The organism is Nannocystis sp. (assembly GCF_016714285.1).
In the GTDB taxonomy this organism is placed as follows: Bacteria; Myxococcota_A; Polyangia; order Nannocystales; family Nannocystaceae; genus Nannocystis.
The window spans coordinates 119,061-143,711 of record NZ_JADJNN010000001.1 but is presented as its reverse complement, the minus strand read 5'-3'; the positions used below and the strand labels follow the sequence as shown (position 1 = coordinate 143,711).

General features: G+C 72.6%; 17 protein-coding genes and 1 pseudogene. 9 read left to right on the top strand and 9 right to left on the bottom strand.

Translation table 11 applies throughout. The annotated features are described in order from the left end of the window. Positions 1-3 precede the first annotated feature (3 nt). Positions 4-753: a succinate dehydrogenase/fumarate reductase iron-sulfur subunit gene (locus IPJ59_RS00600; protein ID WP_293269279.1), complete on the top strand. Its 750-nt coding sequence runs from the start codon at positions 4-6 to the stop codon at positions 751-753. 133 nt (positions 754-886) lie between these two features. Here the strand turns inward: IPJ59_RS00600 and IPJ59_RS00595 are convergent, their stop codons facing one another. Then, the gene (locus tag IPJ59_RS00595) at positions 887-2,716 is read right to left on the bottom strand and encodes a hypothetical protein (RefSeq protein WP_293269277.1); all 1,830 of its coding nucleotides are present in this window, start codon (positions 2,714-2,716) and stop codon (positions 887-889) included. Positions 2,717-3,024: 308 nt separating this feature from the next. Here IPJ59_RS00595 and IPJ59_RS00590 point away from each other — a divergent pair, with 308 nt between their 5' ends. The 6 genes and pseudogenes from IPJ59_RS00590 to IPJ59_RS00565 all read left to right on the top strand — a co-directional run bounded on the left by IPJ59_RS00590 (position 3,025) and on the right by IPJ59_RS00565 (position 10,455). Then, entirely contained in the window at positions 3,025-4,164 is a 1,140-nt protein-coding gene (locus IPJ59_RS00590) for an alanine racemase (RefSeq protein WP_293269275.1), read from the top strand. A gap of 23 nt (positions 4,165-4,187) precedes the next feature. Beyond that, positions 4,188-4,469 (top strand): annotated as a pseudogene (locus tag IPJ59_RS37455) (DUF167 domain-containing protein); the annotation flags it as partial. A gap of 1,443 nt (positions 4,470-5,912) precedes the next feature. Continuing rightward, complete coding sequence (locus tag IPJ59_RS00580) at positions 5,913-7,196, top strand: citrate synthase (RefSeq protein WP_293269272.1); 1,284 nt, start codon at positions 5,913-5,915, stop codon at positions 7,194-7,196. A 101-nt stretch (positions 7,197-7,297) separates the two neighbouring features. Beyond that, positions 7,298-7,699 carry a hypothetical protein gene (locus IPJ59_RS00575; RefSeq protein ID WP_293269271.1) on the top strand — a complete coding sequence of 134 codons (402 nt, stop codon included), beginning with the start codon at positions 7,298-7,300 and terminating at the stop codon, positions 7,697-7,699. 51 nt (positions 7,700-7,750) lie between these two features. Further along, entirely contained in the window at positions 7,751-9,220 is a 1,470-nt protein-coding gene (locus tag IPJ59_RS00570; protein ID WP_293256424.1) for a flavoprotein, read from the top strand. Positions 9,221-9,288: 68 nt separating this feature from the next. Further along, positions 9,289-10,455, top strand: a complete 1,167-nt coding sequence (locus tag IPJ59_RS00565; RefSeq protein ID WP_293269270.1) for an FG-GAP repeat domain-containing protein — start codon at positions 9,289-9,291, stop codon at positions 10,453-10,455. Positions 10,456-10,467: 12 nt separating this feature from the next. Here the strand turns inward: IPJ59_RS00565 and IPJ59_RS00560 are convergent, their stop codons facing one another. The 3 genes from IPJ59_RS00560 to IPJ59_RS00550 form a co-directional block, all read right to left on the bottom strand. Further along, positions 10,468-12,234 carry a thiamine pyrophosphate-binding protein gene (locus tag IPJ59_RS00560; RefSeq protein WP_293269269.1) on the bottom strand — a complete coding sequence of 589 codons (1,767 nt, stop codon included), beginning with the start codon at positions 12,232-12,234 and terminating at the stop codon, positions 10,468-10,470. Positions 12,235-12,248: 14 nt separating this feature from the next. Continuing rightward, positions 12,249-12,638, bottom strand: coding sequence for a PaaI family thioesterase (locus tag IPJ59_RS00555; RefSeq protein ID WP_293256433.1), 390 nt, complete (start codon positions 12,636-12,638; stop codon positions 12,249-12,251). Positions 12,639-12,712: 74 nt separating this feature from the next. Further along, a complete protein-coding gene (locus IPJ59_RS00550; RefSeq protein WP_293256436.1) occupies positions 12,713-13,651 on the bottom strand; it encodes a TIGR01777 family oxidoreductase in 939 nt (312 codons plus the stop codon). A gap of 101 nt (positions 13,652-13,752) precedes the next feature. On the opposite strand from IPJ59_RS00550, the gene IPJ59_RS00545 reads away from it, so the two are divergent. Both IPJ59_RS00545 and IPJ59_RS00540 read left to right on the top strand, forming a co-directional pair. Further along, positions 13,753-14,595 carry a helix-turn-helix domain-containing protein gene (locus IPJ59_RS00545; RefSeq protein WP_293269268.1) on the top strand — a complete coding sequence of 281 codons (843 nt, stop codon included), beginning with the start codon at positions 13,753-13,755 and terminating at the stop codon, positions 14,593-14,595. A gap of 22 nt (positions 14,596-14,617) precedes the next feature. Then, positions 14,618-15,958 carry an MlaD family protein gene (locus IPJ59_RS00540; RefSeq protein ID WP_293269267.1) on the top strand — a complete coding sequence of 447 codons (1,341 nt, stop codon included), beginning with the start codon at positions 14,618-14,620 and terminating at the stop codon, positions 15,956-15,958. Between the two features lie 4 nt (positions 15,959-15,962). Here the strand turns inward: IPJ59_RS00540 and IPJ59_RS00535 are convergent, their stop codons facing one another. From IPJ59_RS00535 to IPJ59_RS00515, 5 genes are all read right to left on the bottom strand, one after another. After that, a complete protein-coding gene (locus IPJ59_RS00535; RefSeq protein ID WP_293256445.1) occupies positions 15,963-17,090 on the bottom strand; it encodes a hypothetical protein in 1,128 nt (375 codons plus the stop codon). Between the two features lie 43 nt (positions 17,091-17,133). Beyond that, a complete protein-coding gene (locus tag IPJ59_RS00530) occupies positions 17,134-20,106 on the bottom strand; it encodes a hypothetical protein (protein WP_293269266.1) in 2,973 nt (990 codons plus the stop codon). Between the two features lie 406 nt (positions 20,107-20,512). Further along, positions 20,513-22,504, bottom strand: coding sequence for a sensor histidine kinase (locus tag IPJ59_RS00525; RefSeq protein ID WP_293269265.1), 1,992 nt, complete (start codon positions 22,502-22,504; stop codon positions 20,513-20,515). Next, positions 22,501-23,148 (bottom strand): hypothetical protein, encoded by a 648-nt coding sequence (locus IPJ59_RS00520; protein WP_293256454.1) that lies wholly within the window; start codon positions 23,146-23,148, stop codon positions 22,501-22,503. The genes IPJ59_RS00525 and IPJ59_RS00520 overlap by 4 nt, the downstream gene beginning before the upstream one ends. After that, entirely contained in the window at positions 23,145-24,590 is a 1,446-nt protein-coding gene (locus IPJ59_RS00515; RefSeq protein WP_293256457.1) for a BamA/TamA family outer membrane protein, read from the bottom strand. The genes IPJ59_RS00520 and IPJ59_RS00515 overlap by 4 nt, the downstream gene beginning before the upstream one ends. Positions 24,591-24,651 lie beyond the last annotated feature (61 nt).

The window sequence follows — 24,651 nt, the reverse complement described above, 5'->3', positions numbered from 1 at the left end:
ACCATGAAACTCACCCTCCGCATCTGGCGCCAGAAGGACGGCAAGGCCGCGGGCAAGCTCGAGACCTACAAGCTCGACGCCGTCTCGCCCGACATGTCCTTCCTCGAGATGCTCGACGTGCTCAACGAGCAGCTCACCAAGTCCGGCGGCGACCCGGTGTCCTTCGACCACGACTGCCGCGAGGGCATCTGCGGCGCCTGCTCGATGGTCATCAACGGCCGCCCGCACGGGCCCCGCAAGGCGACCACCACCTGCCAGCTGCACATGCGCAGCTTCAAGGACGGTGACACGATCACGATCGAGCCGTGGCGCGCCGCGCCCTTCCCGGTGATCAAGGACCTCAGCGTCAGCCGCTCGAGCTTCGACCGCATCATCGCGGCCGGCGGCTTCGTGTCGATCAACACCGGGTCCACCGTCGACGGCAACGCGACCCCGATCGGCAAGACGGACGCCGACGAGGCGATGGACTACGCCCAGTGCATCGGCTGCGGCGCCTGCGTGGCCGCCTGCCCCAACGCCGCGGCGATGCTGTTCACCGGCGCCAAGGTGGCGCACCTGGTCAAGCTGCCGCAGGGCCAGGTCGAGCGCTCAGGCCGCGTGCGCAACATGGTCGCGCAGATGGACCTCGAGGGCTTCGGCAGCTGCACCAACCACGGCGAGTGCTCCGAGGCCTGCCCCAAGGAGATCCCCTTCGACGCGATCGTGATGCTCAACCGCGAGTACATGCGGGCGACCGTGGCCGGCAAGGAGTAGCCGGCGCTCGCCGGCGCTCGAACCCAGGGCAAGGACGGGCTCGCCGTGAAGGCGCGCCCGTCGTTGTTGTATGCATGAAACATGGCCCCGCGGACAGGTCCGCAGGGGCCATGTTATTTCGGCCAGGTTCAGCTCAGAGGTCGAGCTCGTCGACCGCCTTGCCCTTGCAGCCAGCCGCGCCCTTGGGGGCCTGCGGCTTGCCGCCCGCGTTCCCCTCGAAGCCGCCGGTGCCGCCAGCCCCGCCCGCGCCCGCCGTGCCGAGCTGGATGTCGAGGTTGCTCTGGCCGACGAAGGCGTTGCCGACGCGGACGATCGCCACGGCGATCCCCCCGCAGCCGCCAGCCCCTCCGCCCGCACCGCCGCCGTCGCCGCCGTTCGCCCCGTTTCCGCCGTCGCCACCGCCGTCGTCCTGGTCGCCGTTGTTCTTGCCCTTGGCGAAGCTGCCGCCAGCCTTGCCGACGCCGCCGTTGCCGCCGTTGCCGCCGTTGCCGCCGTCGCCGGCCTTGGCCGGCAGGATGATCGAGTTAGCGACCTGGATCGAGGCCGCGATCGCTACCACGCCGAACGACCCGCCGCCGGCGCCGCCCGGCAGACCCTCGCCGCCGCCACACCCGCCGCCGCCACCACCGCCGCCACCACCGCCGGTATCGACCGAGTTACCGCAGGTGAACGGCTCGTTGTCGGTGCCACCCGCGCCGCCACCGCCGCCGCCGCGGCCGTGCTTGCCGCGCACGCCGGCCATGCCGCTGCCGCCGCTCCAGAAGCCGTTGCCATCGAAGGTGCCGTCAGCGTTGGGGCCGGCCTGTCCGGCCGTCCCCGCATCCCCGGCCCCGCCGAGCTGACCGCCGAGCCCCAGCCCGCCCTTGTCATTGCAGCCGGTGATGATGTTGCCGCTGCACTCGCTCTTGCCGTTGGTGCCGCCGGCGCCGCCCTCGGTGTCGTCGCCGCCGGCCTGGCCCATCGCGCCGGCCTCGCTGAAACAGTTGCCGGCCGAGCCGCCCTTGCCGCCGGTCGCCCCGCAGGCCGAGGTGCCGCCGTTGCCGCCGGACGACTCACTCGCGGCTCCGCCGAGTCCGCCATCGGCGCCCTTGGTGCCGCCCGTGCCGTCGACGCCGTCGCCCCCCGTGCCCGCCTGGATCGTGCAGCGGTCGACCATGAACAGGTCGTCAGCGATGTCCTTGGCCCACACCGCGTAGCTCGAGGTGCCATCATTGGCGAAGTTCTTGCCCTTGATCGTGAACCCGCTGAGCTTGGTGCTGAGGTTCAGGCCCTGGGCGATGACCGCACGCGCCTCGGTGCCGGCGATCACCGTGAGGTTGTTCGGCAGGTCGTAGACGAAGGTCTTGGGCTTGTAGCCGCCGTACATGTTGACGCCGGAGCTGAGCGTGACGGTCTTCTGGTACGTGCCGGCGCTGACGACGATGTCGCAGATGTCCGGGCACAGCAGCGCCTTCTTCATCGCCTCGGCCAGGGTGGCCACCGGATCCTCTTTACTCGTGCCGCTGTTGAGGTCGCTGCCGCCGTCGGGCGGGGTCGACACGAAGATCAGGCCCTCGTCGCCGGTACAGGCCGGATCTGGCACGTCCTCGAGGCAATTGTTGTTGCCGGTCGTGCTGTCGCCGCTGGTGCTGCCGCTGGTGGTCTGGTCGATCGCGCCCGTCGAGGCGTCGGTCGTGGCGCTGCTCGAGCTGTCGCCGCTGGTCGTGTTGCTCGCCGTGCTCGAGCTGCTCACATCCGTCGTGGCCTGGCTGTCCGTGCCCAGGGAGTCGCCGCTGGTCGGCGTGGTCTCCGTGCTGCCGGAGGTCGGCACGTCGCCGGTGCCGGTCGTCGGGTTCGGCCCGTTGCCGGTGCCGTCCGTGTTGCCACCGCTGAGGGTGGAGGTCCCGACCGAGTCGTCGCCGCAAGCGGCGAGGGTCAGGCCAAGGGCTACCGTGAGCCCGCGAAAGACAAGCGAGGTGTTCATGACGGCAGACTAACCACACGCCGGACCCGAGTTCAATGCACCCGCAAGTAATCGCGCGGGTCCGCGATGGCCACGCGACCAGCCCCTGCCCCGACGCGGGCTCCTACAGCGGCGAATGCGGCCCGGCGCGTGTGGTCTGCGAGGCCGAGGCGCCCCAGCCGCGGCACACTACCCACCGTCGTCAGGGGGATCGGCCCGACGGCTTCGGGGTCACGAACAGCGGGCTGGCCGTCCTGGGCCCTCCCCGACCGCGACCACCCGACGATCGGGATTTTTCTCGGCTGCGACGAGTGCTATGCCGGGCACCCGTGGATCTCGACCGACACACGATCGCAGCGGCCCTCGCCCCGCAGCTGCACCGCCTCGCCACCCCGGCGCTGGTGATCGACCTCGACGCCGTCGACCACAACATCGCCGCGATGCGGCGCCGCGCCGGCGAACGCTGGCGTCCCCACCTCAAGACCCTCAAGTCCGCCGCCCTCATCGCCCGCCTGCTCGCCGCCGGCGTCACCCGTTGCAAGGTCGCCACCCTCGACGAGCTCGACCTGGCCCTCGGGACAGCCGACCACCACGGCGTCGGCCTCGACGTCCTGCTCGCCTACCCGCAGCACCCCGACGGACTGCGCGCCGCCCTCAGCCGCGCCGCTCGCAGCCCCGCCTGCCGCGTGCACTACTTGCTCGACAGCCCGGAGCACGCGGCCCTGCTCGCCTACGCGGTGCCGTTCGATCGCCCGCTCGCGGTGTTCCTCGACGTCGACCTCGGCATGCGTCGCACCGGCGCGCCGGCGGCGGTGTGGCGCGCCGCCCTGCCCGCCCTGCTCGCCGACCCCGGCCTGCGCATCGCCGGGCTGCACGGCTACGAGGGCCACCTCGAGTGGGACGACCGGGCCGGAGCCGCGGCCGCCCACGACACGCTGTGCACACTGGCTCGCGAACTGCCCGCGACCGACCTCGAGATCGTCACCTCGGGCACCCACAGCTACGCCGCGGCGCTGGTCCACCCGGGCCTCGCGGGCGGGCCGTGGCAGCACCGCGTCTCGCCCGGCACGGTCGTGCTCGCCGATCTACACAGCCGCGCGGCGATGACCGACCTCGGCCTGCGACAGGCCGTCGTCATCGCGTCGCGCGTCATCAGCACGGGCGCCGGCCGCATCACCCTCGACGCCGGCAGCAAGGCCCTCGCGCCCGACCGCCCGCCGAGCAGCGCCCGCCTGCTCGGCTGGCCCGGCCTCACCCCGAGCGTCCGCTCCGAGGAGCACCTCGTCGTCGCCGTAGCGGACGACATCGAGGCCCCGGGGCTCGGGGAGCTCGTGCTGCTCGTGCCCGACCATGTGTGCACGTCCGTCAACCTCTACCGCCACGCGCTGCTGCTGCGCGGCGCGGTGATCGTCGGCGAGGCCGCGATCGAGGCGAGCAGCCGCCGCCTGTGGCTGACGGAGGCAACGTGAGCCCTACGAATGCGACGGGCCCCGTGCGCCCCGGCCCGGCCGACAGCCGCGCCTCCGAGCTCGACGTGCAAGTGGTCCCGCGCGCCTCGCAGAGCCGCGTCGTCGGCCTGCACGACGGCCGCCTCAAGATCCAGCTCGCCGCGCCGCCAGTCGACGGGGCCGCCAACGCGGCCCTGGTCGATCTGCTGGCCGACACGCTCGCCGTGCCGCGGGCCCAGATCGAGGTCCTGCGCGGTCACACCGGCAAGCGCAAGACCCTGCGGATCGGCCTCCCCGCGACCGAACTCCTGCGCCGCCTCGGCCTCGCCGCGCTGCTCCTGCTCGCGCCCGCCTGCGAGAGCACGTACAGCTTCCCGATCCACGTGGTCCTGCCCGACGACCAGGACGAGCTGGCCCGCGCCGACAACGTCACCCTCGCGCTCGCGCCCCAGAACGTGCAGATCAACTACGAGGTCGACGGCACCGACTTCAGCGTCGGCATCGAGCTCGAGCCCGACAGCGAGACCAGCACGCTCTCGGTCTACCTGGCCGAAGGGACAGAGCTGCTCGCGTGGGGTCGCAGCGCGCCCTTCGTGCTCGCCTCGCCGCAGGACGATCTCGCGATCTATCTCTCGCCCCCCGGCGCGCTTTCGACCTTCCCCGGCAAGATCGGCAGCCCCGACCCCGCCGTCCTTGCCAGCCCCGCGCTCGGCCGCGGCATGTTGCTGCTCGACAGCGACGGCGCCACCGGACTTTTCAACGCCTTCACGCTCGCCACCGAAGTCGGCGCCACCCTCAAGCCAGCGGCCGGCCTGCCCGACCCGGCCGACGGCGCCCTGGTCCCCGACAGCCTCGGCAACGTGTGGCGGGTCGCCTGGGCCGAGTCGCTGCGAGCCAACATCTACGTGCCCGGCGAGGACCGCTGGGACGACGCCACCCTGAACACCGCCGTCCTGGGCTCCGCGAATGGCCCGCGCGCAGGCGCGGCTCACCTGCTCGACGCGAGCCTCGAGCGCCTGCTGATCTTCGGCGGCGGCGAGCTGGCGAGCGTCCTCGAGATCGACCTGCGCCCCGATGACGCCAGCGCCCACCTCGTGACCGCGCTGTCACCTACGCTGGATTCGCCGCGCCGGGCCGCCACCGCGATGTACCTTGTCCGCAGCGACGGCGACGTCGGCGAGGGCGTGCTGCTGGTCGGCGGCGACGACCCCGAGGTCGCGCTCGCGAGCCTCATCCGTGCCGACGAGACCCGTGTGAGCTTCGGCGGCGCCGAGGCGTGGACCGGTCTGCGTTGCGCCCAGCTCGATCGCGACGCCGACGCGGACGCCGACGCGACGGTGCGTGTGCTCTGCCTCGGCGGCCTGCGCAGCGGCGTGGCCACGGCGGACGCGATCGTGCTCAATTTCCCACCGGGCGCCGCAGAGCCGTCCCTGACCGTGATGCCGGCCTTTCTCCCGCAGCCCGTCGCGGATCCCCGACTGTTCGAGGACCCCGCCGCGGTCTACGCCCAGTCCGGCCCGCAGTGGTTTCGCGTCGACCGGCGGACCCTCGAGCTCGAGTCGCTCACCAGCGCGAGCCCCCGAGTGCGCGGCGGGCATTCCGTTTTGCTGTCCACCGGTGCTACCTTCCTGGTCGGCGGCTGGACTGGGGACGACCGTCCCGTGGACCACTGGCATGTCTTCGTGCCGACGCTCGCATCCACCAAGCCCTGACGTCCGCCTCAACCGACGCCCGCAATGCTCACGCTCCACGGAGCCCAGGAGCCTCTCATGGCCGACACCCTGACGATCACCGACAACCGCACCGGCAAGACCTACGAGGTCGCCATCCAGGACGGGACCATCCGCGCCGACGCTCTCCGCCAGATCAAGACCGGCGACGGCGACTTCGGCCTGATGACCTACGACCCGGCCTTCATGAACACGGCCTCGTGCCGTTCGGCCATCACGCTCATCGACGGCGACGTCGGGATCCTGCGCTACCGCGGCTACCCGATCGAGCAGCTGGCCGAGAGCTCGACCTACCTCGAGGTCGCCTACCTGCTGCTCAACGGCGAGCTGCCCAATCAGGCCCAGCTGGAGAAGTGGACCAACGACATCACCCACCACACCTACGTGCACGAGTTCCTGCGCGAGGGCATGAAGGGCTTCCGCTACGACGCGCACGCGATGGGCAAGCTGGTGTCGATGCTCGGCACCCTCAGCACCTTCTACCCCGAGTCGAAGAACGTCCGCGACCCGAAGGTCCGCCACGACCACATCATCAAGCTCATCGCCAAGATGCCGACGATCGCCGCCTGGGCCCACCGCCACAGCGTCGGTCGCCCCTACGTCTATCCGGACAACGAGCTGTCCTACACCGGCAACTTCCTCAACATGCTGTTTCGCATGTCCGAGCCGCGCTTCCGGCCGCACCCGGTGCTCGAGCGGGCGCTCGACGTGCTGTTCATCCTCCACGCCGACCACGAGCAGAACTGCTCGACCAACGCCGCCCGCGCGGTCGGCTCGGCCGAGACCGACCCGTACTGCACGCTCGCGGCGGCCTCCGCCGCCCTCTACGGCCCGCTCCACGGGGGCGCCAACGAGGCCGTGCTGCGCATGCTGCGTGCGATCGGCGACATCAAGAACATCCCGGACTTCATCACCGGGGTGAAGGCCGGCAACGGCCGCCTGATGGGCTTCGGCCACCGCGTGTACAAGAACTACGACCCGCGGGCCAAGGTCATCAAGAAGATGGCCCACGACGTGTTCGCGGTCACCGGCCGCAACCCGCTCCTCGACATCGCCATCGAGCTCGAGAACATCGCCCTCAGCGACGAGTACTTCATCAAGCGCAAGCTCTACCCGAACGTCGACTTCTACTCGGGCCTCATCTACCAGGCGATGGGCTTCCCGGTGGAGATGTTCCCGGTGCTCTTCGCCATCCCCCGCGCCTCCGGCTGGCTGTCGCAGTGGCAGGAGATGCTCGGCGACCCCGAGCAGAAGATCGCCCGCCCGCGCCAGATCTACACCGGCATCGAACTGCGCGACTACGTGCCGATCGCCCAGCGCTGAGCCGCTCCGCGGCCCACGACCACCGCTCAGACTTGCGAGGGCCGTCGATCGAGGGATCGCCGGCCCTCGTCGCGTCGCGCGTGCGGGTGTAGCCTGGCCGCGTGCGACCCACGACGAGAGGCAAACTCTGCGTGCCGGCGCTGCTGGCCGTGACCACCATCGCGGCGCCCGCCTGCACCGAGAAACCGACGACCTCGAGCAGCGACTCCTCGAGCGGAGCCCAGACCGGCACCGACTCGACACCCACCACGGGCCCGACCACGGGCCCGACCACGACCGGCAACACCGGCAACACCGGCACGGACGGCCTCACCACCGGCGCGCTGCCCGACTGCGCCCCGCTCCCCGACATGGCCACCTGCGAGGCAGAGACCGGCTGTTTCTGGTTCGAGGACCTCGGCGAGTGCATCGTCGACTGCACCAAGCTCACGGACGAGGCGACCTGCGTCGGCCAGCCGTTCTGCTCCTGGTTCGACGAGATGTGCTCGCTGGTGCTGGCCTGATAGCACCCTGGCGGCCGGTCCGGCCGCGTGACTCGAACGAAAGCAAGTCCTGTGGAACAAGCCCTGCGCCGCGCGTCGCTGGTCCGCATCTACGACGTCCTCGACCGCACCGTCGTGCTCGCGCCCGACGGGACGCGGCACGAGCTGGCGGGCGACTCGGCCGCGCTGGCGCGCGCCGTGCTGAGCCTGCTGGAGCAGCCGCGCACCCGCAGCGAGCTGCTCGCCCTGCTCGCCGAGCAGTGCGGCGCCCCGATCGATCGCCCGGCCGTGATCGACGATCTGCTCGCCTTGCTCGTGCAGGCGCGGGCGATCGCCGCCGACGTGCCAGGACCGCAGCGCCGACGCGGGCCGCGGGTCGTGCTCGGGTTGACCGGAGCGGTCGCCTCGATGCACGCGCCCGCGCTGGTCCAGCTGCTGCAGAGCCGCGGCTTCGAGGTCCGCGTCGCGGCCACCGAGTCCGCCCTGCGCTTCGTCCGCAGCGAGGCCCTCGAGGCGCTGACCCACCGCCCTGTGGTCCACGGCCTGTGGCCGGTCGATGCGCTGCACGCCGTGCCGCACATCGAGCTCGCGGCCTGGGCCGACGCGGTGCTGATCGCCCCGGCCTCGGCGACCTCGATCGCCCGCATCGCCGCCGGCGACTTCTCCTCGATCGTCGCGGCCATCGCCCTCGCCACGCACGCGCCGGTGCTGGTGGTGCCGGCGATGAACGCGGCGATGTACGCCAGCCCGCCAGTGCAGCGAAACCTCGCGCAGCTGGCCGCCGACGGCGTGCACGTCGCTCACCCGGCGCGCGGGATCGAGGTGGCCGACCGCCCCGACGAGCGCAGCCCGGTGCTCGGCGGGGCCCTGCCGCCCGAGGTGGTGGTGCAGCTGCTCACGGCGATCCTCAGCGCCGCGGTCGCGGGCCTGGTGCCCCGCGAGGCCGCCGACTGGGACCGCATCTACCGCAGCGTCGACCCGTCGGCGCTGCCGTGGCACCGCGACGAGGTCGACGCCGACCTGCTCGCCGCGATCGATCGCCTGGTGCCGCGACCGGCCAGCGTGCTCGAGATCGGCGCCGGCCTCGGCGGACTCGCGGTCGCGCTCGCGGGCCGCGGACATCAGGTCATCGCCAGCGATCTCTCGGAGGTCGCGCTGGCCGAGGCACACGCGCGCAGCCCGGAGGCCGCAGTGGTCTGGTTGCAGGACGACATCCGCGACACACGGCTGCGCGGCGGCTTCGCGGCGGTGATCGACCGCGGCTGCCTGCACGTGCTCGACGCCGACGGCGCGGCGGCCTACGCCCGCAGCGTGGCCAGACTCGTCGCTGCGAACGGTGTCCTCGTGATCAAGGCGTTCACGCCGACCAGCGCCGCGACGCGGCACGCCACGGCCCACGACGCCGCCTCGATCGCCGCCCTGTTCGCGCCCCAGTTCACGCTCGCAGAGGACCTGGAGAGCAGCCTGCCCGGCCCGCGCGAGGCCCCGGCGGCGCGCCTCTTCGTGCTGCGACGCGGCCCGACGCGCCACGACGGGGCGTGACCCAGCTCTCGGGCCTGGGCTCGCAACCCGCGCAGCAAGCTGCGAGCTGGCTCGATACGCTGACCCTCGTGCCCCGCTCTCGCCTGTGGCTGGTGCTGCTCGTTGCGACGGCATGGCCGCTGTCGTGCTGTTGCGAGGAGCCGGAGTGCGGCGATGACGTCCGCGATCCCGGCGAGCTGTGCTTCCTCGACGATCGCCTCACACCCGATCTCGAGCTGGCGACCCCGCTGGCCCTGCGGGCGGGTCGCTTCGACGCCGACGAGATCGCCGACCTCATCGTGCTCGGCACCGACGAGACGGGCGTCACCGGGCGCCTGCTCGTCGGCGACGGCGACGGTGGGCTCAAGGATGGCCGCCGCGTCGGTGTCTACGGCTGCAGCGCGTACCCGATCAGCGGCGACCTCGGCGACGACGGCCGCGACGACCTCGTGTTCGCCACCTGCACCAACAGCCTGCTGGTGTTTCGCGGCGCCGGCGACGGCTTCGCCGAGCCGCTCGAGATCCCGGTCGGCGTCGGGGTGCGCCAGGCGACGATCACCGACGTCGACGGCGACGGCCTGCGCGACCTGCTGGTGCTCGGCATCGACGCCGGCGGCGTGCCGAACCTGAGCTTCGCCCAGTCGCTGCCCGACCAGAGCCTCGCGCCGGCCTATCTGACCCCCTTGCCAGTGCCCGCGCTGCCGATGTTCACGCCCGGCATGATGGCCGCAGCGCGGGTCGAGCGCGACGGTCGCTTCGACGTCATCTTCGCCGAGGCCGACCGCGCCAGCGCCCTGTACCGCACCCACTACGCGGGCATGGGCAGCTTCGCCGCGCCCGAGCCGCTGACGATCGACCTGCGCCCGACCGGACTCGGACTGCGCGACCTCGATCGCGACGACCGCCTCGACCTCGTCCTCGCGGACCGCGAGCATCGCCAGCTGGTCGGGCTGCTGTCCGACGGCGAGGACTTCGGCCACGCCGGCTACACGCCGCTCGACGTCGCGTGGGCGAGCCTGGTGTTCGGCCAGCTCGACGACGACGGCTGGCTCGACCTCGCGGTCATCGACGAGGCGCGCGTGTCCTTGCTGCGCGGCGTGGGCGACGGCAGCTTCGCCGTGGGGACGGAGCTCGAGTTCCCCGCCCCGGTCGTCGAGCTCACCCTGCTCGACCTCAACCTCGACGGCCGCGACGACCTGATCGCCGGCACCTTCACGGGCGACGCGCCGCTGACGATCGCGCTGTCGGGCCCCTGACTGGCCCGGGCCTCACATCGAGATCGACCCCTTGCGGAAATCAGTGCGCCGCAGGTGGGCATTGATCAGCACCGGCTCGCCCGCCTTGGCGGTCGCCCGCGCCTCGGCGAGCACCGCGTCGATGCGCTCCGGCGATCGCAGCTCGAGGCCGACGCCGCCGAAGCCGGCCGCTGCAGTGTGATAGTCGGTGCGCCGCAGCTCGGTGCCGATCGGGTCGCCGAGGATCTCGACCTGCTCGCGGGCGATCTGCGCCCACGAGGCGTCGTTGCCGACCAGGGCGATGACCGGCACCTTGTGGCGCACGAAGGTGTCGAACTCGGCGAGGCTGTAGCCGACCGAGCCGTCGCCGTAGAGGATCCAGGTCTCGGCGTCGGGGCGCACCAGCTTGGCCCCGAGCGCGAAGCCTGCGCCCACGCCAAGCGTGCCGAACACGCCCGGATCGAGCCAGGACAGCGGCCCGCGCGGGCGCAGGATGTACGAGCCGGTGGCCACGAAGTCGCCGCCGTCGGCGACCAGCACGCTGTCGTTGGGCAGCGTCGCCTCGAGGCGACGAAACAGGTCGAGCGGGCTGACCGTCGGCTCGGCCGCGTCGACCGCGTCGGCCGCCCCGGCCGCGCCCTGCTCGGCGATCTCGGCGTCGCGCTTGTCATCCGCGGCGCGCAGCTTGGCGACCCACTCGCCGCGCTCGGGCGTCGCCCCGAGGCCGCGCGCCGCCTGGGCCAGCGCCTGCAGGAAGCGTCCCGCGTCGCCGGGCGCGGCGATCTGCGGGCGACGGTTGCGCTGCATCTCCTCCTCGCTGCGGTTGGCGGCGACGTACACGGCCTTGCGCCCGATGTGCGCCCCGTAGTCGAGGCGGAAGTCGCAGGGCACGCCCGCGAGCAGCACGAGGTCCGCCTGCTTGAGCGCGGCCTTGCGAGCGTGACGCATCTGCAAGCGGTGCTTCGCGCCGAGCAGGCCGCGGGCCATGCCCGAGAGGTAGACCGGCACGCCGAGCGACTCGACCGCGCCGGCGATCGCCCGCGCCTCGCCGGGCAGCGCCATCGCCTGGCTGCCGATCACGATGACCGGGCGCTGCGCGGCCTGCAGCGCCTTCGCGGCGGCCCGCACCTCGTCGGTCGGCGGATGCGGCGGCGCGACCACCCGGGCCGGCCCGACCCGCACCGAGTTCGCCCCCGCGAACATGCGCCAGGTGTGGATGTCGAGGTAGGCCGCCAGGGCCCGCTCCTGCAGGGTCGGCGTGCGATCGGGGCGGGTCTTGGCCGAGTACCAGCTCTTCACGATCTCCGGCGCGTAGAGCAGGTCGACCGGGCACTCGACGAACACCGGGCCGGGCACGTCGGACAGCGCCACCGCGAAGGCCCGCTCGAGCACCGGCACCAGATCGCGGACGCGGCTCACGCTGACGGCCCACTTCACGTGCGGGCGCATGAGCGCGAGCTGATCGATGTCCTGCAATGCGCCGCGGCCCTTGAGCACCGTCGCCGTCGCGCCGCCGAGGATGATCACCGGCGACTGCGCGAGCTGGGCGTTCTTCACCGCCGTGATCGTGTTGGTGAGGCCGGGCCCGGCCGTGACGGCCGCGACCCCGGGCACCCCGGTGAGGCGGGCGACCGCGTCGGCGGCGAACACCGCGTTGACCTCGTGGCGCACGTCGATCACGCGGATGTCGGCCCGCTTGGCGCCGACCAGGATCGGCGAGATGTGCCCGCCGCACAGCGTGAACAGGAACCGAACTCCTTGCTTGCGCAACACCTCAGCGATCAGCGCGCCGCCGTCCATCGGGGCCTCCAGGGTCAGGGGTCAAGCACGTGCTGCTCGAGCACGAAGCAGGTGAACTCGCCGGTCATCACCGGCTCGTCGCCGCGGCGCACCTCGACGGCGACGCTGCGCTTGCGGCCAGCCTCGGCGGTGACGCTGGCGCGCGCCATTACCACCTCGCCGACGCGCAGCGGGCGGAGGAAGCGGGCGCTCGCCGCCCCGAGGACGACGTTGGGGTCGTTGACCGCGAGCATCGCGGCATGGTCCGCGAGGCCGAATACGAAGCCGCCATGGACCAGCCCGCGGTCGTCGACGGCCATGCTGGCCACGGTGGTGAGCGACAGCTCGGCGCTCCCGGGACCCAGGCGAACGGGCTCACCGCAGAGGCTGCGATCGATCCCGAGGTGGGTCTGCGCGGACGACATGCGAGCCCGCGCTTATACCACAGGCGTCGCAGCGCCCACCCGGGCCAGCGACCGCCCCAACCCGGTCAACCCGGTCAACCCGGCGACGCTGCCGTCAATTCGGCCAGCGCCTCTGTGAGCTCGGGGTGATCGAAGTGAAAGCCCAGCGCCTGCGTGCGCCGCGGGACCACCCGCTGCCCTGCCACGAGGGCGCTGGCCGCCTCGCCGAGGGCGATGCGCAGGGCGAAGGGCGGGACGCGAAAGATGGCCGGACGATGGACGGCCCGCCCGAGCGCCTGGGCGAACTCACGGTTGGTGACGATGCCGGGGGCCACCCCGTTGACGGGTCCCTGCAGCTTCGCGTCGGTGATCGCCGCCGCGTACAGCTCGACCAGATCGTGCAGATGCACCCACGGGAAGTACTGCTCGCCGCTGCCGAGCGGGCCGCCGACGCCGAGGCGGAACAGCGGCAGCATCTGCGCCATCACGCCCCCGCCCCGCCCGAGCACGAGCCCGACCCGGACCAGCACCACCCGGGTGTTGTGGGCCCTGGCCTCCAGCGCCGCCCGCTCCCACGCCTGCGTGAGATCGGCGAGAAAGCCCGCGCCGGGCGGGCTGTCCTCATCGACCTCGCGCGCCCCAGTGTCGCCGTAGTAGCCGACCGCCGAGGTCGACACGAGCACGCGATCCATGTGCCGTGGCATCGGCGTCGCGGCGATCGCCGCGACGATCTGCTGGGTGATGCCGACCCGGCTGTCCGCCAGCGCCTGCTTCTGCCCGGCGCTCCAGCGCTTGCCGATCACCGGCTCGCCCGCGAGGTTGACGATCGCGTCGGCGTCGGCGATCGCGGCTTGCATCGCCGTCGGGCCGCCGCTGGCCGCCACCAGCTCGACCTGCCCGGCGAGCTCCCCGAGCTGCTCGCGCGCCCGCTCCGGCGAGCGCACCCACAGCCGCAGCGCGTGACCCTCGCGTCGCAGCCGTCGCACGAGCGCCTGGCCGACAAAGCCCGTCCCCCCGGTGATGAAGATGTACATCGTGGTTTACTGCCTCGCCCGCTCAGGTCTATAGTCCACTCGGCCGCATGGGCAAGTCGCACGCATGCAGGCAGCCTGTCGCCCGGCCGCTTGAGTTGCGCATGAATTCCCAACGCAGGCAGTATCTGTCCACCGCGCAGGCCGCCGAGCTCCTCGGCGTCGGCCCGACCTCGGTCAAGCGCTGGGCCGACCTGGGCCTGCTCGGCTGCGTGCGTACGGCCGGCAACCACCGCCGCTTCACCCACGACGAGGTCGAACGCTTCGCCCGCGCCGTGCAGGCCGGACAGATCGGCCTGCAGCTGCCGCCAGCGCCACCGCGAGTCGCGCCCGCGGCCCACGTCACCGAGTGGACCGACCGCCTGCTCGCGCTCGGCCCGGTCGCGCTGCACGACGCGCTGCGGAGCGAGCGGCAGGCGCTCGGCGCCTGGTGGCGCGTCGCCGACCGCGTCGGCGCGGCGCTCCACGACCTCGGCGAGCGCTGGCTCTGCGGCGAAATCAGCGTGATCGACGAGCACCTCGCGTCGGAGCGGCTCACGCGGGCGCTGGCCCGCTGCGGCGAGGGCCTGCCCACCCCACACGGGGCCCCCCTCGCGCTGCTCGCCGCAGCCACCGGCGAGGAGCACACCCTCGGCCTCGCGCTCGCCGAGGTGGTGCTGCGCGAGGCCGGCTACACGGTCGAGTGGATCGGCCGCCACACGCCCGGCGAGTACCTCGCCGCCCATGTGCGCCGCCACCGGGCCGCGCTCGTCGGGCTCACGGCCTCGCAGTGCTTGCAGGACGCCGCTTCGCTGCGCGTGGCCGCGCTGCCGATCGCCGAGGCGTGCCAGGCCATGGGTACGCGCCTGATCCTGGGGGGTGCCGGCCGCTGGCCCGCCGACATCCCGGCGGCCGAGCGCGTGCACGACTTCGACGCGCTCCAGGCCCTGCTCGCCGACGCCGCCTGAGGGCGTACACTGCGGCTTCGCCATGGCCCGCATCGATGAAGCCCGCCGCAGCCTGATCGTCGGCGCCGCCGTGATCGCCTTCGGCATCCTCTTCGTCGTCGCCATCGCCGTGTTCCAGAGCAAGGGCCTGTTCAAGGACAAGGTCGAGATCACGGCCGACTTCCGCCAGGTCTCGGGCCTCAAGCCGGGCAGCCCGGTGCAGCTCGAGGGCATCGAGATCGGGATGGTCAAGGAGCGGCGCTTCGTCGAGATCGAGTACCCCTGCGACCCCGACACCGAGGACCGCGGCCGCTTCGGTCAGGGCCGCACCGATCACTGCGACCGCACGCTGTTCTGCGCGCCCGAAGGCAAGTGCGCCGAGCTCGACCCCTACTCCTTCAACAAGGACCTCTACCTCCGCTGCGAGCAGGACGACCAGTGCCGCGAGGGCGAGGTCTGCGTCACCGATGAATTTCGCCGCCGCTACCGCCGCGTCAGCTGGAACAGCAACAAGGGGCTGTGCGACGGCTACGTCACCGGTCACAAGCGCATCCAGGTGGTGATGGCGGTCTACGCCGACCGCATGCAGCACATCCGCGACGACAGCCGCGCGACGATCTCGCAAAACGGCGTGCTCGGCGATCAGCTGGTCCAGCTCTCGGTCGGGCGCGGCACCCAGATCGAGCCCGGCGGCCAGGTCCAGACCATCCCCGCGATGATCGAGGAGCTCGACAACATCAAGGACCGCGCCGACGGCATGTTCGACAAGGTCGAGTCCACGATCGGCGGCGTCGCCGAGCTGGCGAAGACGATGGGTGACCCCAAGACAGTGCGCAACATCCAGGACCTGCTCGCCAACGCCAACGACGTCACCCGCCGCACCGCCGAGGGCACCGGCACTCTCGGCTCCCTGCTCAACAACGAGAGCACCGCCAAGGACTTCAGCGCCAGCCTCCGCAACGTCCGCGAGAGCGCCAGCGGGCTCGACCGCTCGCTCGAGCGGGCCCGCTCGGGCCTTCAGACCTTCGAACAGGACCTCGAGCCCGCGGTGCAGCGCGGCCGCGAGTCGATCGCCAAGGTCTCGCACGCCGTCGAAGACATCCGCGATCCGAACAGCAAGAGCCTCGCCGCGGAGCTGCTGAGCGACCCGGAGGGCAAGCTGGTCGGCCACGTCGAGCAGACCTTGGGCGGGGCCCGCCGCCTGACCGCGGGCATCAACGCCGGCGAGGGCACGGCCGGCCGCCTGCTGCGCGACCCCAAGGTCTACGACGACCTCGTCGGCTTCTTCCAGGGCCTGCAGCGCAGCGGCGCGATCAAGTTCCTGGTCCGCTGGGCCCGCGCTCGCGACACCCGCGATCCCCGGATCCCGCGGGCGATCGACTGACGGCTCAGAGCGCGCCGGTTTGCCGGTTGATCGCCAGCATGTGCGGCTGCACGTGCTGCTCGAACGCGAGGACCGCCTCGACGAGGCGGCAGTAGGCGTCCATCACCAGCGCCTGCGAGGCGTCGCAGAGCTGGTCCTGGCGGAAGCTCTCGGCGTGCACCGTCTCGGTGATGCTGCCGTCGACCAGGTGGCCGCAGGCGGCCATGAGGTTCTCGGCGACGATGCGATGGTCGCCGGAGACGTGGCTCGGATCGAAGATGACCGGCAAGATCGTCTGCTTGCGGGCGTGGGTGCAGGCGTTGAGGTCGGGCTGATTGCGGCAGTAGCCGCCCTTGGTGAACAGCGTCTTCATGCCGCGCTCGCACAGGACGATGTCGAGGTTGCCCTGGTTGGCGATGTACTCGGCGGAGTAGAACCACTCGTCGGCCTCATTGCCGAAGCCGCGCTTGAGGATCACAGGCTTTCCGAAGCGCCCGGCGGCCTCGAGCAGGTCGAAGTTCTGGGCGTTGCGCGTGCCGATCTGCAGCATGTCGGCGTGCTGACCGATCTGCTCGACGAGGCTGTGATCCATCACCTCGGTGACGTAGGGCAGGCCGGTGTCCTCGCGGGCCGCGTCGAGCATGGCGATGCCCTTCATCCCCAGGCCGCGCCAGTCGATCGGGCGCGTGCGCGGCTTGAAGGCGCCGCCGCGCAGCATCACGCGCTCGGTGATGCCGAACTTCTCGCCCACGGCGCGGGCCAGGCGGGCGGTGGCCAGCGTCTGTTCGAGGGTCTGCGGCGAGTCGGGGCCGCACACGAAGATGTGCTTGCCGCCGCCGAAGCGGCGCAGCTTGCCGTCGGCGCCCTTGACCTCGACGACCCGGCGATCGCGGTGGAGGGCCTTGCCGTCGCTGCTGCGGACCACGCGGGCGATGTTGTTGTAGCCGGCCGAGGCCTCCCAGACCGCCTGCACGCCGGGCAGGCCGCGGATGAAGTCGAGGCGGGCCGCGAACTCGCGGTTGTCGCCGATGACCAGGATCGTGTCGTAGACGCCGGTGCCCTCGCTGCGCTCGATGCGATTGCCGAAGCGGGCCGCGAGATCACGGATCTGATCCAGCGAAGATTGCCTGCCGCGCTCGAGTTCGATGATCATGCCGCGCCGAGCGTGCCTTCAGGATCGCCGGGCTGGCAAGGCCTCAGCGGCGCTTCTTCGCGGCGCTCGACGGCAGCGCGGTGAGCATGCCGAGGTCGACGTAGGCGCGCTGCTTCACGACCACGAAGGGGCGCTCGTCGAAGAACAGCTGGCCGTCGCCGTCGTGCTCGACGATCTCCAGCTTGCCGGTGCCCTGGGCCGCGCCGCGCGCGTAGTAGCCGACCTCGAGGCGGTACGGGAAGGCCCCGGCGGCGCCGTCGATGACGAAGGCCTCGAGGCCGTGGCCGGCGTCCATGTCGTCGGACAGCGCCCCGCCCGACTCGAGCTGCTTGCTGCGGTAGAACGCGTGGCGGCCGAGGCCGTCGCGCACGTGGAGGTCGAGGTCGGCCTGCTCGCTGTCCCAGCTGAGCACGAAGCGCAGCGAGGGGCGGGTCGCCAGCTCGGCCTCATGGACGCGCAGGGCCTCACGCACGTGCGCCTCCTGCTCGGGCCAGCGGCGGATCCACGCGGCGGCGACGAGGCCGAGGTCGGCGAGCAGCACCGACTCGATCGCGCGGGTCTTGGCGTCGCTGCGGGCCCAGGCGAGGCCGTCGACCAGCGCGTCGAAGGCCTCCTTGTAGTAGCCCGCCCGCACCAGCGCGAAGGCGTAGAGGCGGTGGCCGGCGGGGTCGTCGTAGCGCTCCTCGACGGCGCGGCCGTAGCTGTCGAGGACCAGCCAGGTGTAGGGCTCGCCGAGGCGCTCGAGGCGGCCGGCGGCGAGGCGGCGCATGTCGGCGCGGCCCGGGTAGAGGTCGACGATCGATCCGTAGGCGCGGGCCGCCTGCTCCGGGCGATCGTTGGCCTCGAGCGCCTCGCCGAGGGCGACCAGCGCCATCACGTCGCCGGGCTGGGCGCGGCGCCAACGGCTCGCCACTTCGAGCGCGTTCTGCTTGGCGTCCCACATCGCCAGCAGGTTCATCACCGTGAGCAGGTTGCCCTCGTACGCATCGTCGGGCGTGCGGCGCGGCCCGAAGGGCGCGCCGGCGTCCTTGTCCGGGATCTCGCTGTCGCGCTCCAGCGGTGGCGTAGAGTCCTGAGATCCGAACCTGTCCTCACGGACAGGCTGCGCCCGGCCGCGCCGACGGGCGGCGTGACGCTGCTGGCTGTCGCGGCGCACCGCGGCGGTCGATGTGGTGGTCGCGGCCGGGGCCTCGTCCCACAGCAGGCGCTCGCCGAGTCGCGCCGGACGGAGCGCGTAGGGCTGACCGCGGCGGGCCGGAAGGACGACCCCGATCGAGCTCGGAGGGCCGTTGCGCCGCCACTCGAGCCCGTCGACCCCGACCGCGAGCAGCGGGCTCTGGGCGCCGGCGCCCAGGCCGAAGCGGGCGTAGTCGACGGCCGCAGGCAGGACGACGAGGGCCGTCAGGTCGTTGACGACGCGGTGCTCGGCCGACCAGTCGAGGGCCTGGCGGCGCCAGCCCTCGCACAGGCCGCGGTCGGTGCCGGCGCACAGCGAGCGGGCCTGGTCGATGAGCCAGCTGGCGCGGGCGCCCGACCACGCGTCGGCCAGCAGCGGCGAGGTGGTCGGCGCCAGCGGCACGTTGAACGCGCGATCGATCTCGCCGCCGCGGACCTGGACGGCCAGCTCGTCGCGCTGGCCCGCGGCGTCGATGCCGTCGACGCCGACCTCGAGGCCCGCGTAGACCAGCACGTCGTCGCCGGCCTGCAGGGCGTCGAAGCGCTGCGGGTAGACCCAGGCGCTGTTCGGGACCTCGACCTCGACGTCGTTGACCACGCCGCGAGTGAGGCGCGAGGCCATCACCTCGGGCGAGAGCGCGGCGTGGAGGACGAGGCCGGGATGGTCGGGCGAGAGCGCGGTCAGGGCCCGCAGCACCTCGTCGTCGTGCATGCCACCCTCGATCATCACGTCGACGCGGACGAAGCCGGCGTCGAGCAGGCGGCCGGCCTCGGCGCGGACCGCCTCGGGCCCGGGCGAGCCGGCGGTGACGCGGCCGTCGGTGATCAACAGCAGCCGCTGATAGCGACGCTCACCGCGGACAGCCGCGGCCCGCAGCGCGCCCGCGAGGTTCGAGGCGCCGAGCGCCCCGCGCTCGCGCAGCGCGCTCAGCTGAGCCTCACCGAAGCCGCCGAGGCGCCCCTCGAACACGGTGTCGGCGCCCTGATCGAAGGCCACCACGCGCAGCGGGATGTCGCCCGGCACGCGGCGATCGATCGCCGCGACCACGGCGGCGAGGCGGTCGACCTGCGCGTCGAAGCCGGGCGCCTGCGAGGCGCTGGTGTCGAACAGGATCGTAAGACCGTCGATCGGATCCGGATGGTCGTGCGGGACCGGCGAGAGGCGGGCGACGACCATGTCATCGCGGCGCAGCCCGAGCTCGCGCGGCCCGGAGAAGTGCAGCGTCAGGTCGCGGCTGGCCTTGAAGTCGGGGTAGCTGGCGACCGCGCCGTGGGTGCTGGTCTTCAGCAGCGAGGGCTCGCCGCCGAGGCTGACCGGCGTGCGCGAGCGGATGCGCAGGCCGAGCTCGTGCAGCCGCGGCAGGCCGGCGAGCGCGATGCGGTAGGGCTGGCTGCGCCCGCGCAGCTCCTCGACATAGGCGACGACGATGCGAGTCGGATCGCGGGCGGGGATGGCGTCGACCCGCGCGGTGAACTGCTCGCCCGCCCGCAGCTCCTGCGACACCGCCAGCAGCGGCGGGGCCTGGCGCGGGTCGCCCGGCGGCAGCTGCTGGTCAGCGGTGCGCCGCGGCACCACCTGGGCCTCCTCCCAGCCGCTGGTGCCGAGATCGCGGGCGAAGCGGGTGACGCGGGCGCCCGGCGGCATGATCACCGCGAGCTTGCCGTCGAGCGCGCGGCCCTCGGGGTTGTCGAACACCATCTCGAGCTCGGTGAAGGCCAGCGGCTCGTCGACCACGGCGCGGACGATCAGGCTGCGCAGCGTGAGCGCGGTGCCGTCGGCGGCGGTCAGAGAGATCGGCGAGCCGCGTCCGACCAGCACCTCGTCGGTCGGCGAGGACATGTCCTTCGGGCCAGATCGATCGCTGGGACTCGCGGCCTTGCCGGCGAGGTTCGTGCAGCCCGCGACGAGCGAGGCCGCGGCGATCCACGTCGCCCCCCGTCGCCCTCGCGTTGCCCTGTGCCCGCTGTTCACATGGACCCCGAACTTCACGCCAACCCCGCGCCGGGACTTACGCCCCGGCCCTGCCCGCCCAGGCAAAAACCGTCGCACAGGCGCAAGAGCCACGCAAGGGCCGGGGAATACGGTGTGCGCGATGAGCTTGCGGGCGGCTCGCGGACGCCTGACTCGCGCCGCTGGCCGCTCCCACCTTTGCCCACGACGGGCGAAGGGCGACCGGCCTCACGCCCCGGACCCCGATGAGCCTGGCGGCGTGCAGCGGGCGCCTCACGCCCCGGGCCCCCATGAGCTAGCCAGTGTGCAGCGGGAGGCGGATGACGATCGCGGCGCCGCCGAGCTCGCTCTCGTCGACGCGGACCTCGCCGCCGTGGTCGAGGACCACCTTCTTCACGATCGCCAGGCCGAGGCCGGTGCCCTCCTTGCGGGTCGACTCATAGGGCTCGAAGACCCGCTCGCGGCGCTCGGGCTCGATGCCGGGGCCGTTGTCGTCGACCCGCAGCTCGGCGGCGGTCGGCGCCAGGCCCGGGTCGACGCCCGCTTCGGGCGGGACCGGGCGCACGGACACGCGCACGTGGACCGGCCCCCGCTCGCGCTGAGACAGCACCGCGTTCTCGACCAGGTTGACCAGGCACTGCTTGAGCAGCTGGCGGTCGCCGAGGATCACCAGACCCTCGGGCACGGGCGGGACCTCGAGCACGTCGCTGTCGCGCTCGGTGAGGTGACCGTAGGCGCGGTCGAACTCGCCGACGACGCGGGCGATCTCCACCGGCTCGAGCTGGACCTCGGGCACCCTCGCGAAGCGCGAGAAGCTGGTGACCATGCGCCGCAGCGCCTCGACCTCGTCCTCGACGATCTCCACCGAGGTGAGCAGCAGGCGGGTGAAGGCGGCGCTGGTGCCTGGGTCCTTCTCGCGGATCTGCTGCACGGCGAGCTGGATCGGCGTGAGCGGGTTCTTGATCTCGTGGGCGATGCGGCGGGCCATCTCCTGCCAGGCGCCGACGCGCTGGAGATAGCTGACCTTGCGCTGGGCCGAGTCGAGCTCGTCGAGCATGCCGTTGAACGCGGCCCCGAGCTGACCGAGCTCGTCCTGGCCGAGGTCCGGCACGCGGGCCCGCAGATCGCCGCCAGCGACCCGCAGGATGACCTCGGAGAGCACGCTCAGCTTGCGGGTGGTCGCGCGGGCGAGGATGAAGCCAGCGATGAAGGCGACCATCAGCACGAGGGCGCTGGCCGCCCCGATCGCGCGGAACACCGCGGCCTCGAGCTCGCCGCGGTCGACCACCGCGTCGTTGACCTCGACGTAGTCGAGCCCGCGCTTGAGCGCGCCGAGGTCCTGGTAGCGGCGGTCGATGTCGGTGCTCTGGGCGAAGGTGACGGTGAGCTGCGCCGGGCCGTCGAGCGCGAGCGACTCGGGGCCGGCAGTGAACCACACCCAGGTCAGCGGGTCCTCGGGCAGGGCCTGGCGGCGCTCGGCGACCACGGGCTCCGCGACACCGCCGGCAGGCTCGACGCGCAGCTCGACGATGTCGGCGTCGCGCTGAAGGATCGCCGCGAGCTGGCCAGGCACCCGGCCGACCGCGGCGTCGGGGCTCGCCCCGGCCCCGCTCCCGGCCGGGCGCAGCAGGCCCAGCTCGAGCTCCCGCGCGATCGCCTGGGTGCGCGCGCGGTAGGCCTGCTTGCTGGCGCGGACGAAGGCGTCGTAGAGCGGGCCGGCCGCGGCGACCGCCCGGTCGCTCTGGCGCGCCGCGTCGCGGACCATGCCGTCGAAGTACTGCACCGTGAGGGTCACGAGGTAGGCCGAGGCGCCGACGCAGAGGATGCCGAGGGCGACCAACGCGGTGATCACCCGCGACTCGAGGCGACCCCACCACGGCACGCGCGGGCCGACGACGATGCGCAGTCCGGTGCGCGTGAGGCGGATCCGCGAGGCCCGCAGGCTGCCCAGGGTGGCCCTCGAATTGGCGAGCAGGCCGCCCGCGAAGGACTCGGCGCGCGAGGTCTTGCCGCCGTGGGCCTGCGCGAGCGGGCCCGTCCGGGTCTCGCTCGCCGCGCCGGCGACCTCCGACGTCCTGGCCTCGGGGACAGGTGTTCGCTTCGCCTCGCCAGCGGCGACCTCCGACGACCTGGCCTCGGGGACAGGTGTTCGCTTCGCCTCGCCAGCGGCGACCTCCGACAACCCGGCCTCGGGGACAGGTGTTCGCTTCGCCTCGCCAGCGTCCGACGACCTGGCCTTGGGGACAGGTGACCGCTCCGCCTCGCCGGGGTCGCGGGGCTCGGTCATCGCGGCACCAGGTAGAAGGCGGGGGAGGTCTTGATGGCGACGGTCTTCTCGGCGCTCTGGGTGGCGCGGATGAAGATCCCGACCCAGCGCGAGAACACCGACAGGTCACGGCCCTGACCGCGTCCGTCGCCCTCGCCCTCATCGGGGGCGAGCAGGCCCTTCTCGATCGGGTTGCGCTGGCCGACGACGGTGGCGAAGTAGACGGCCTTGGGCCCGCGATCGAGCGCGCTGGCGCGGGCGAGGCGGACCCGATCGAGGCGGATCGCCGCGACGATCGCCTCGTCGCGGTCGATGAAGTAGCGGCGCGTCGGGCTGCGGCCCTGCTCCTGCGTCTCGACGACGAAGCGCTCCTTCCACGGGTCCCACTGGATGTACACGGTGACGCGCCGCTGCTCGACGGGGTCGCTCTGGCCGGCGCGGTAGAGCGAGAGCTCGTACTCGAGGCGGGTGCGAAACGCCGAGTCGAGCGAGGCCATCGCGTCGGCGTCGCGGAGGAGCAGCAGCTCGGGCAGGTCGACCGTCATCAGCACCGAGTCGCCGACCTCCTCGAAGCGGGCCCGCCGCGGCTTGAGCAGCTCGAGGCCCCCGGCGGCGGTCAGCAGCGGCAGGGCGGCGACCAGGCCGAGGAAGCCGCGGCGCCTCACAGCGGGGTCCTCCGCAGCACGTTGCCGACGCTGAGGTCGACCACGCCGATCGCGGTCTCGAGGCGCAGGCCGAAGTTGGCGTTGAAGCCGAGCGGCGCCGCGACCTCGCCGGCCGCCCGCCTCGCCTTGCGCTCGCCCGCGTCGCCCGCGAAGGTGAACACGCCGGTCGACCAGTAGAGCGCCCCGCCCTTGATGCCGCGCACGCGGTTGCGCGAGAACAGCGGCCACACGTACTCGAGGTCGAAGCGGGCGAACAGCGAGCCGAACAGGCGGGTGTCGACGCCGGTGCCGAACACGTCGACCGGGCCGCGGGTCGAGTAGATGATCCCGAGCTCGCGACCGGGGGTCCAGTCGCTGAGGTCACCGGCGTAGAAGCGCTCGAAGCGGGGCGCACGGCCGGCGATCTGGCCGGCGACCAGGCTCGGCGTGATCCAGTGCTTCCACGGCAGCCGGAAGGTGTAGGCCCCGCCCGCGACCAGCTTCATGTACTCGTAGCTGCTGCCGACCAGCGGCGACGAGAGCTGCAGCTCGAGCGCGAAGCGGGCGCCCTTGCCGAGCCGCGCCGCCTCCTCGCGGCCGTCGTAGTTGAGCCCGAAGTTGGCCGAGGTCAGCAGGTGCACGCCGCGCTGGAGATCGAGGTCGACCGGCTGGGTCACGCCGTCGGGGCGGAGGTAGCTCGGGTCCTGCGGCGTGAGGGCGTTGACCCGCTCGAAGCGGTAGTCGACGCCGAACACGAGGCTGCTGGTGATCGCCACCGTGGTCCCGAGCAAGCCGCCGACGCGGCCGTAGTCGACGGTGCGAAACAGCTTCGGGTCGGGGTCGTCGGCGGCCCCGGCGACGCGGTAGGGCTCGCTCGCGGAGTGGACATAGAAGGTGCCGCCGAGGCCGAAGCGGCTGCCTCGCAGGCGCGGCGCCTCAATGAACAGGCGCAGCGCCTGCTGCCGCCGGCTCTGCGGGATCTGGCGCGCCAGGGTGCCCCACACCAGGCCGCCGCCGATGCGGATCGCCCGACCGAGGAAGTTGCGCTCGCGGACCTGCAAGCCGCCATGGAACGGCGTCATGCGAGATGTCCCGAGGTACAGGTCTGTGACCTCGAGGCTGCCGCGCTCCTCGACCTCGACCTCGAGGCGGGCGCTGCCGACGTCGCCGGCCACCGGGCGCAGGCGCAGCGTGACGCGCTCGTAAGCCTCGGTGGCCAGCAGCCGCGCGCGCCCCCGCTGGACCCGCGGGTCGTCGGGCCAGCGCAGCACGGTGCCGACGACGAGGTCCTCGCCAGCGAGCAGCTCAAGCACCCGCGCATTGGCGACCTGCTCGCCGCCCAGGACCGCGAGCGCGACGATCTTCACGTCGCGCTGTTCCCCGGGCTCGCGCTCCGCGACGGCCGACGCGGAGGTCACCTTCGTCGGCGCTGCGGTGCTGACAAGGCTGGTCTGCGAGACCACGATTGCGGCACCGAGCCCCCAGATGTGCCGGCCACGTCGCGTGGAGCGACGCCGTGGCGCG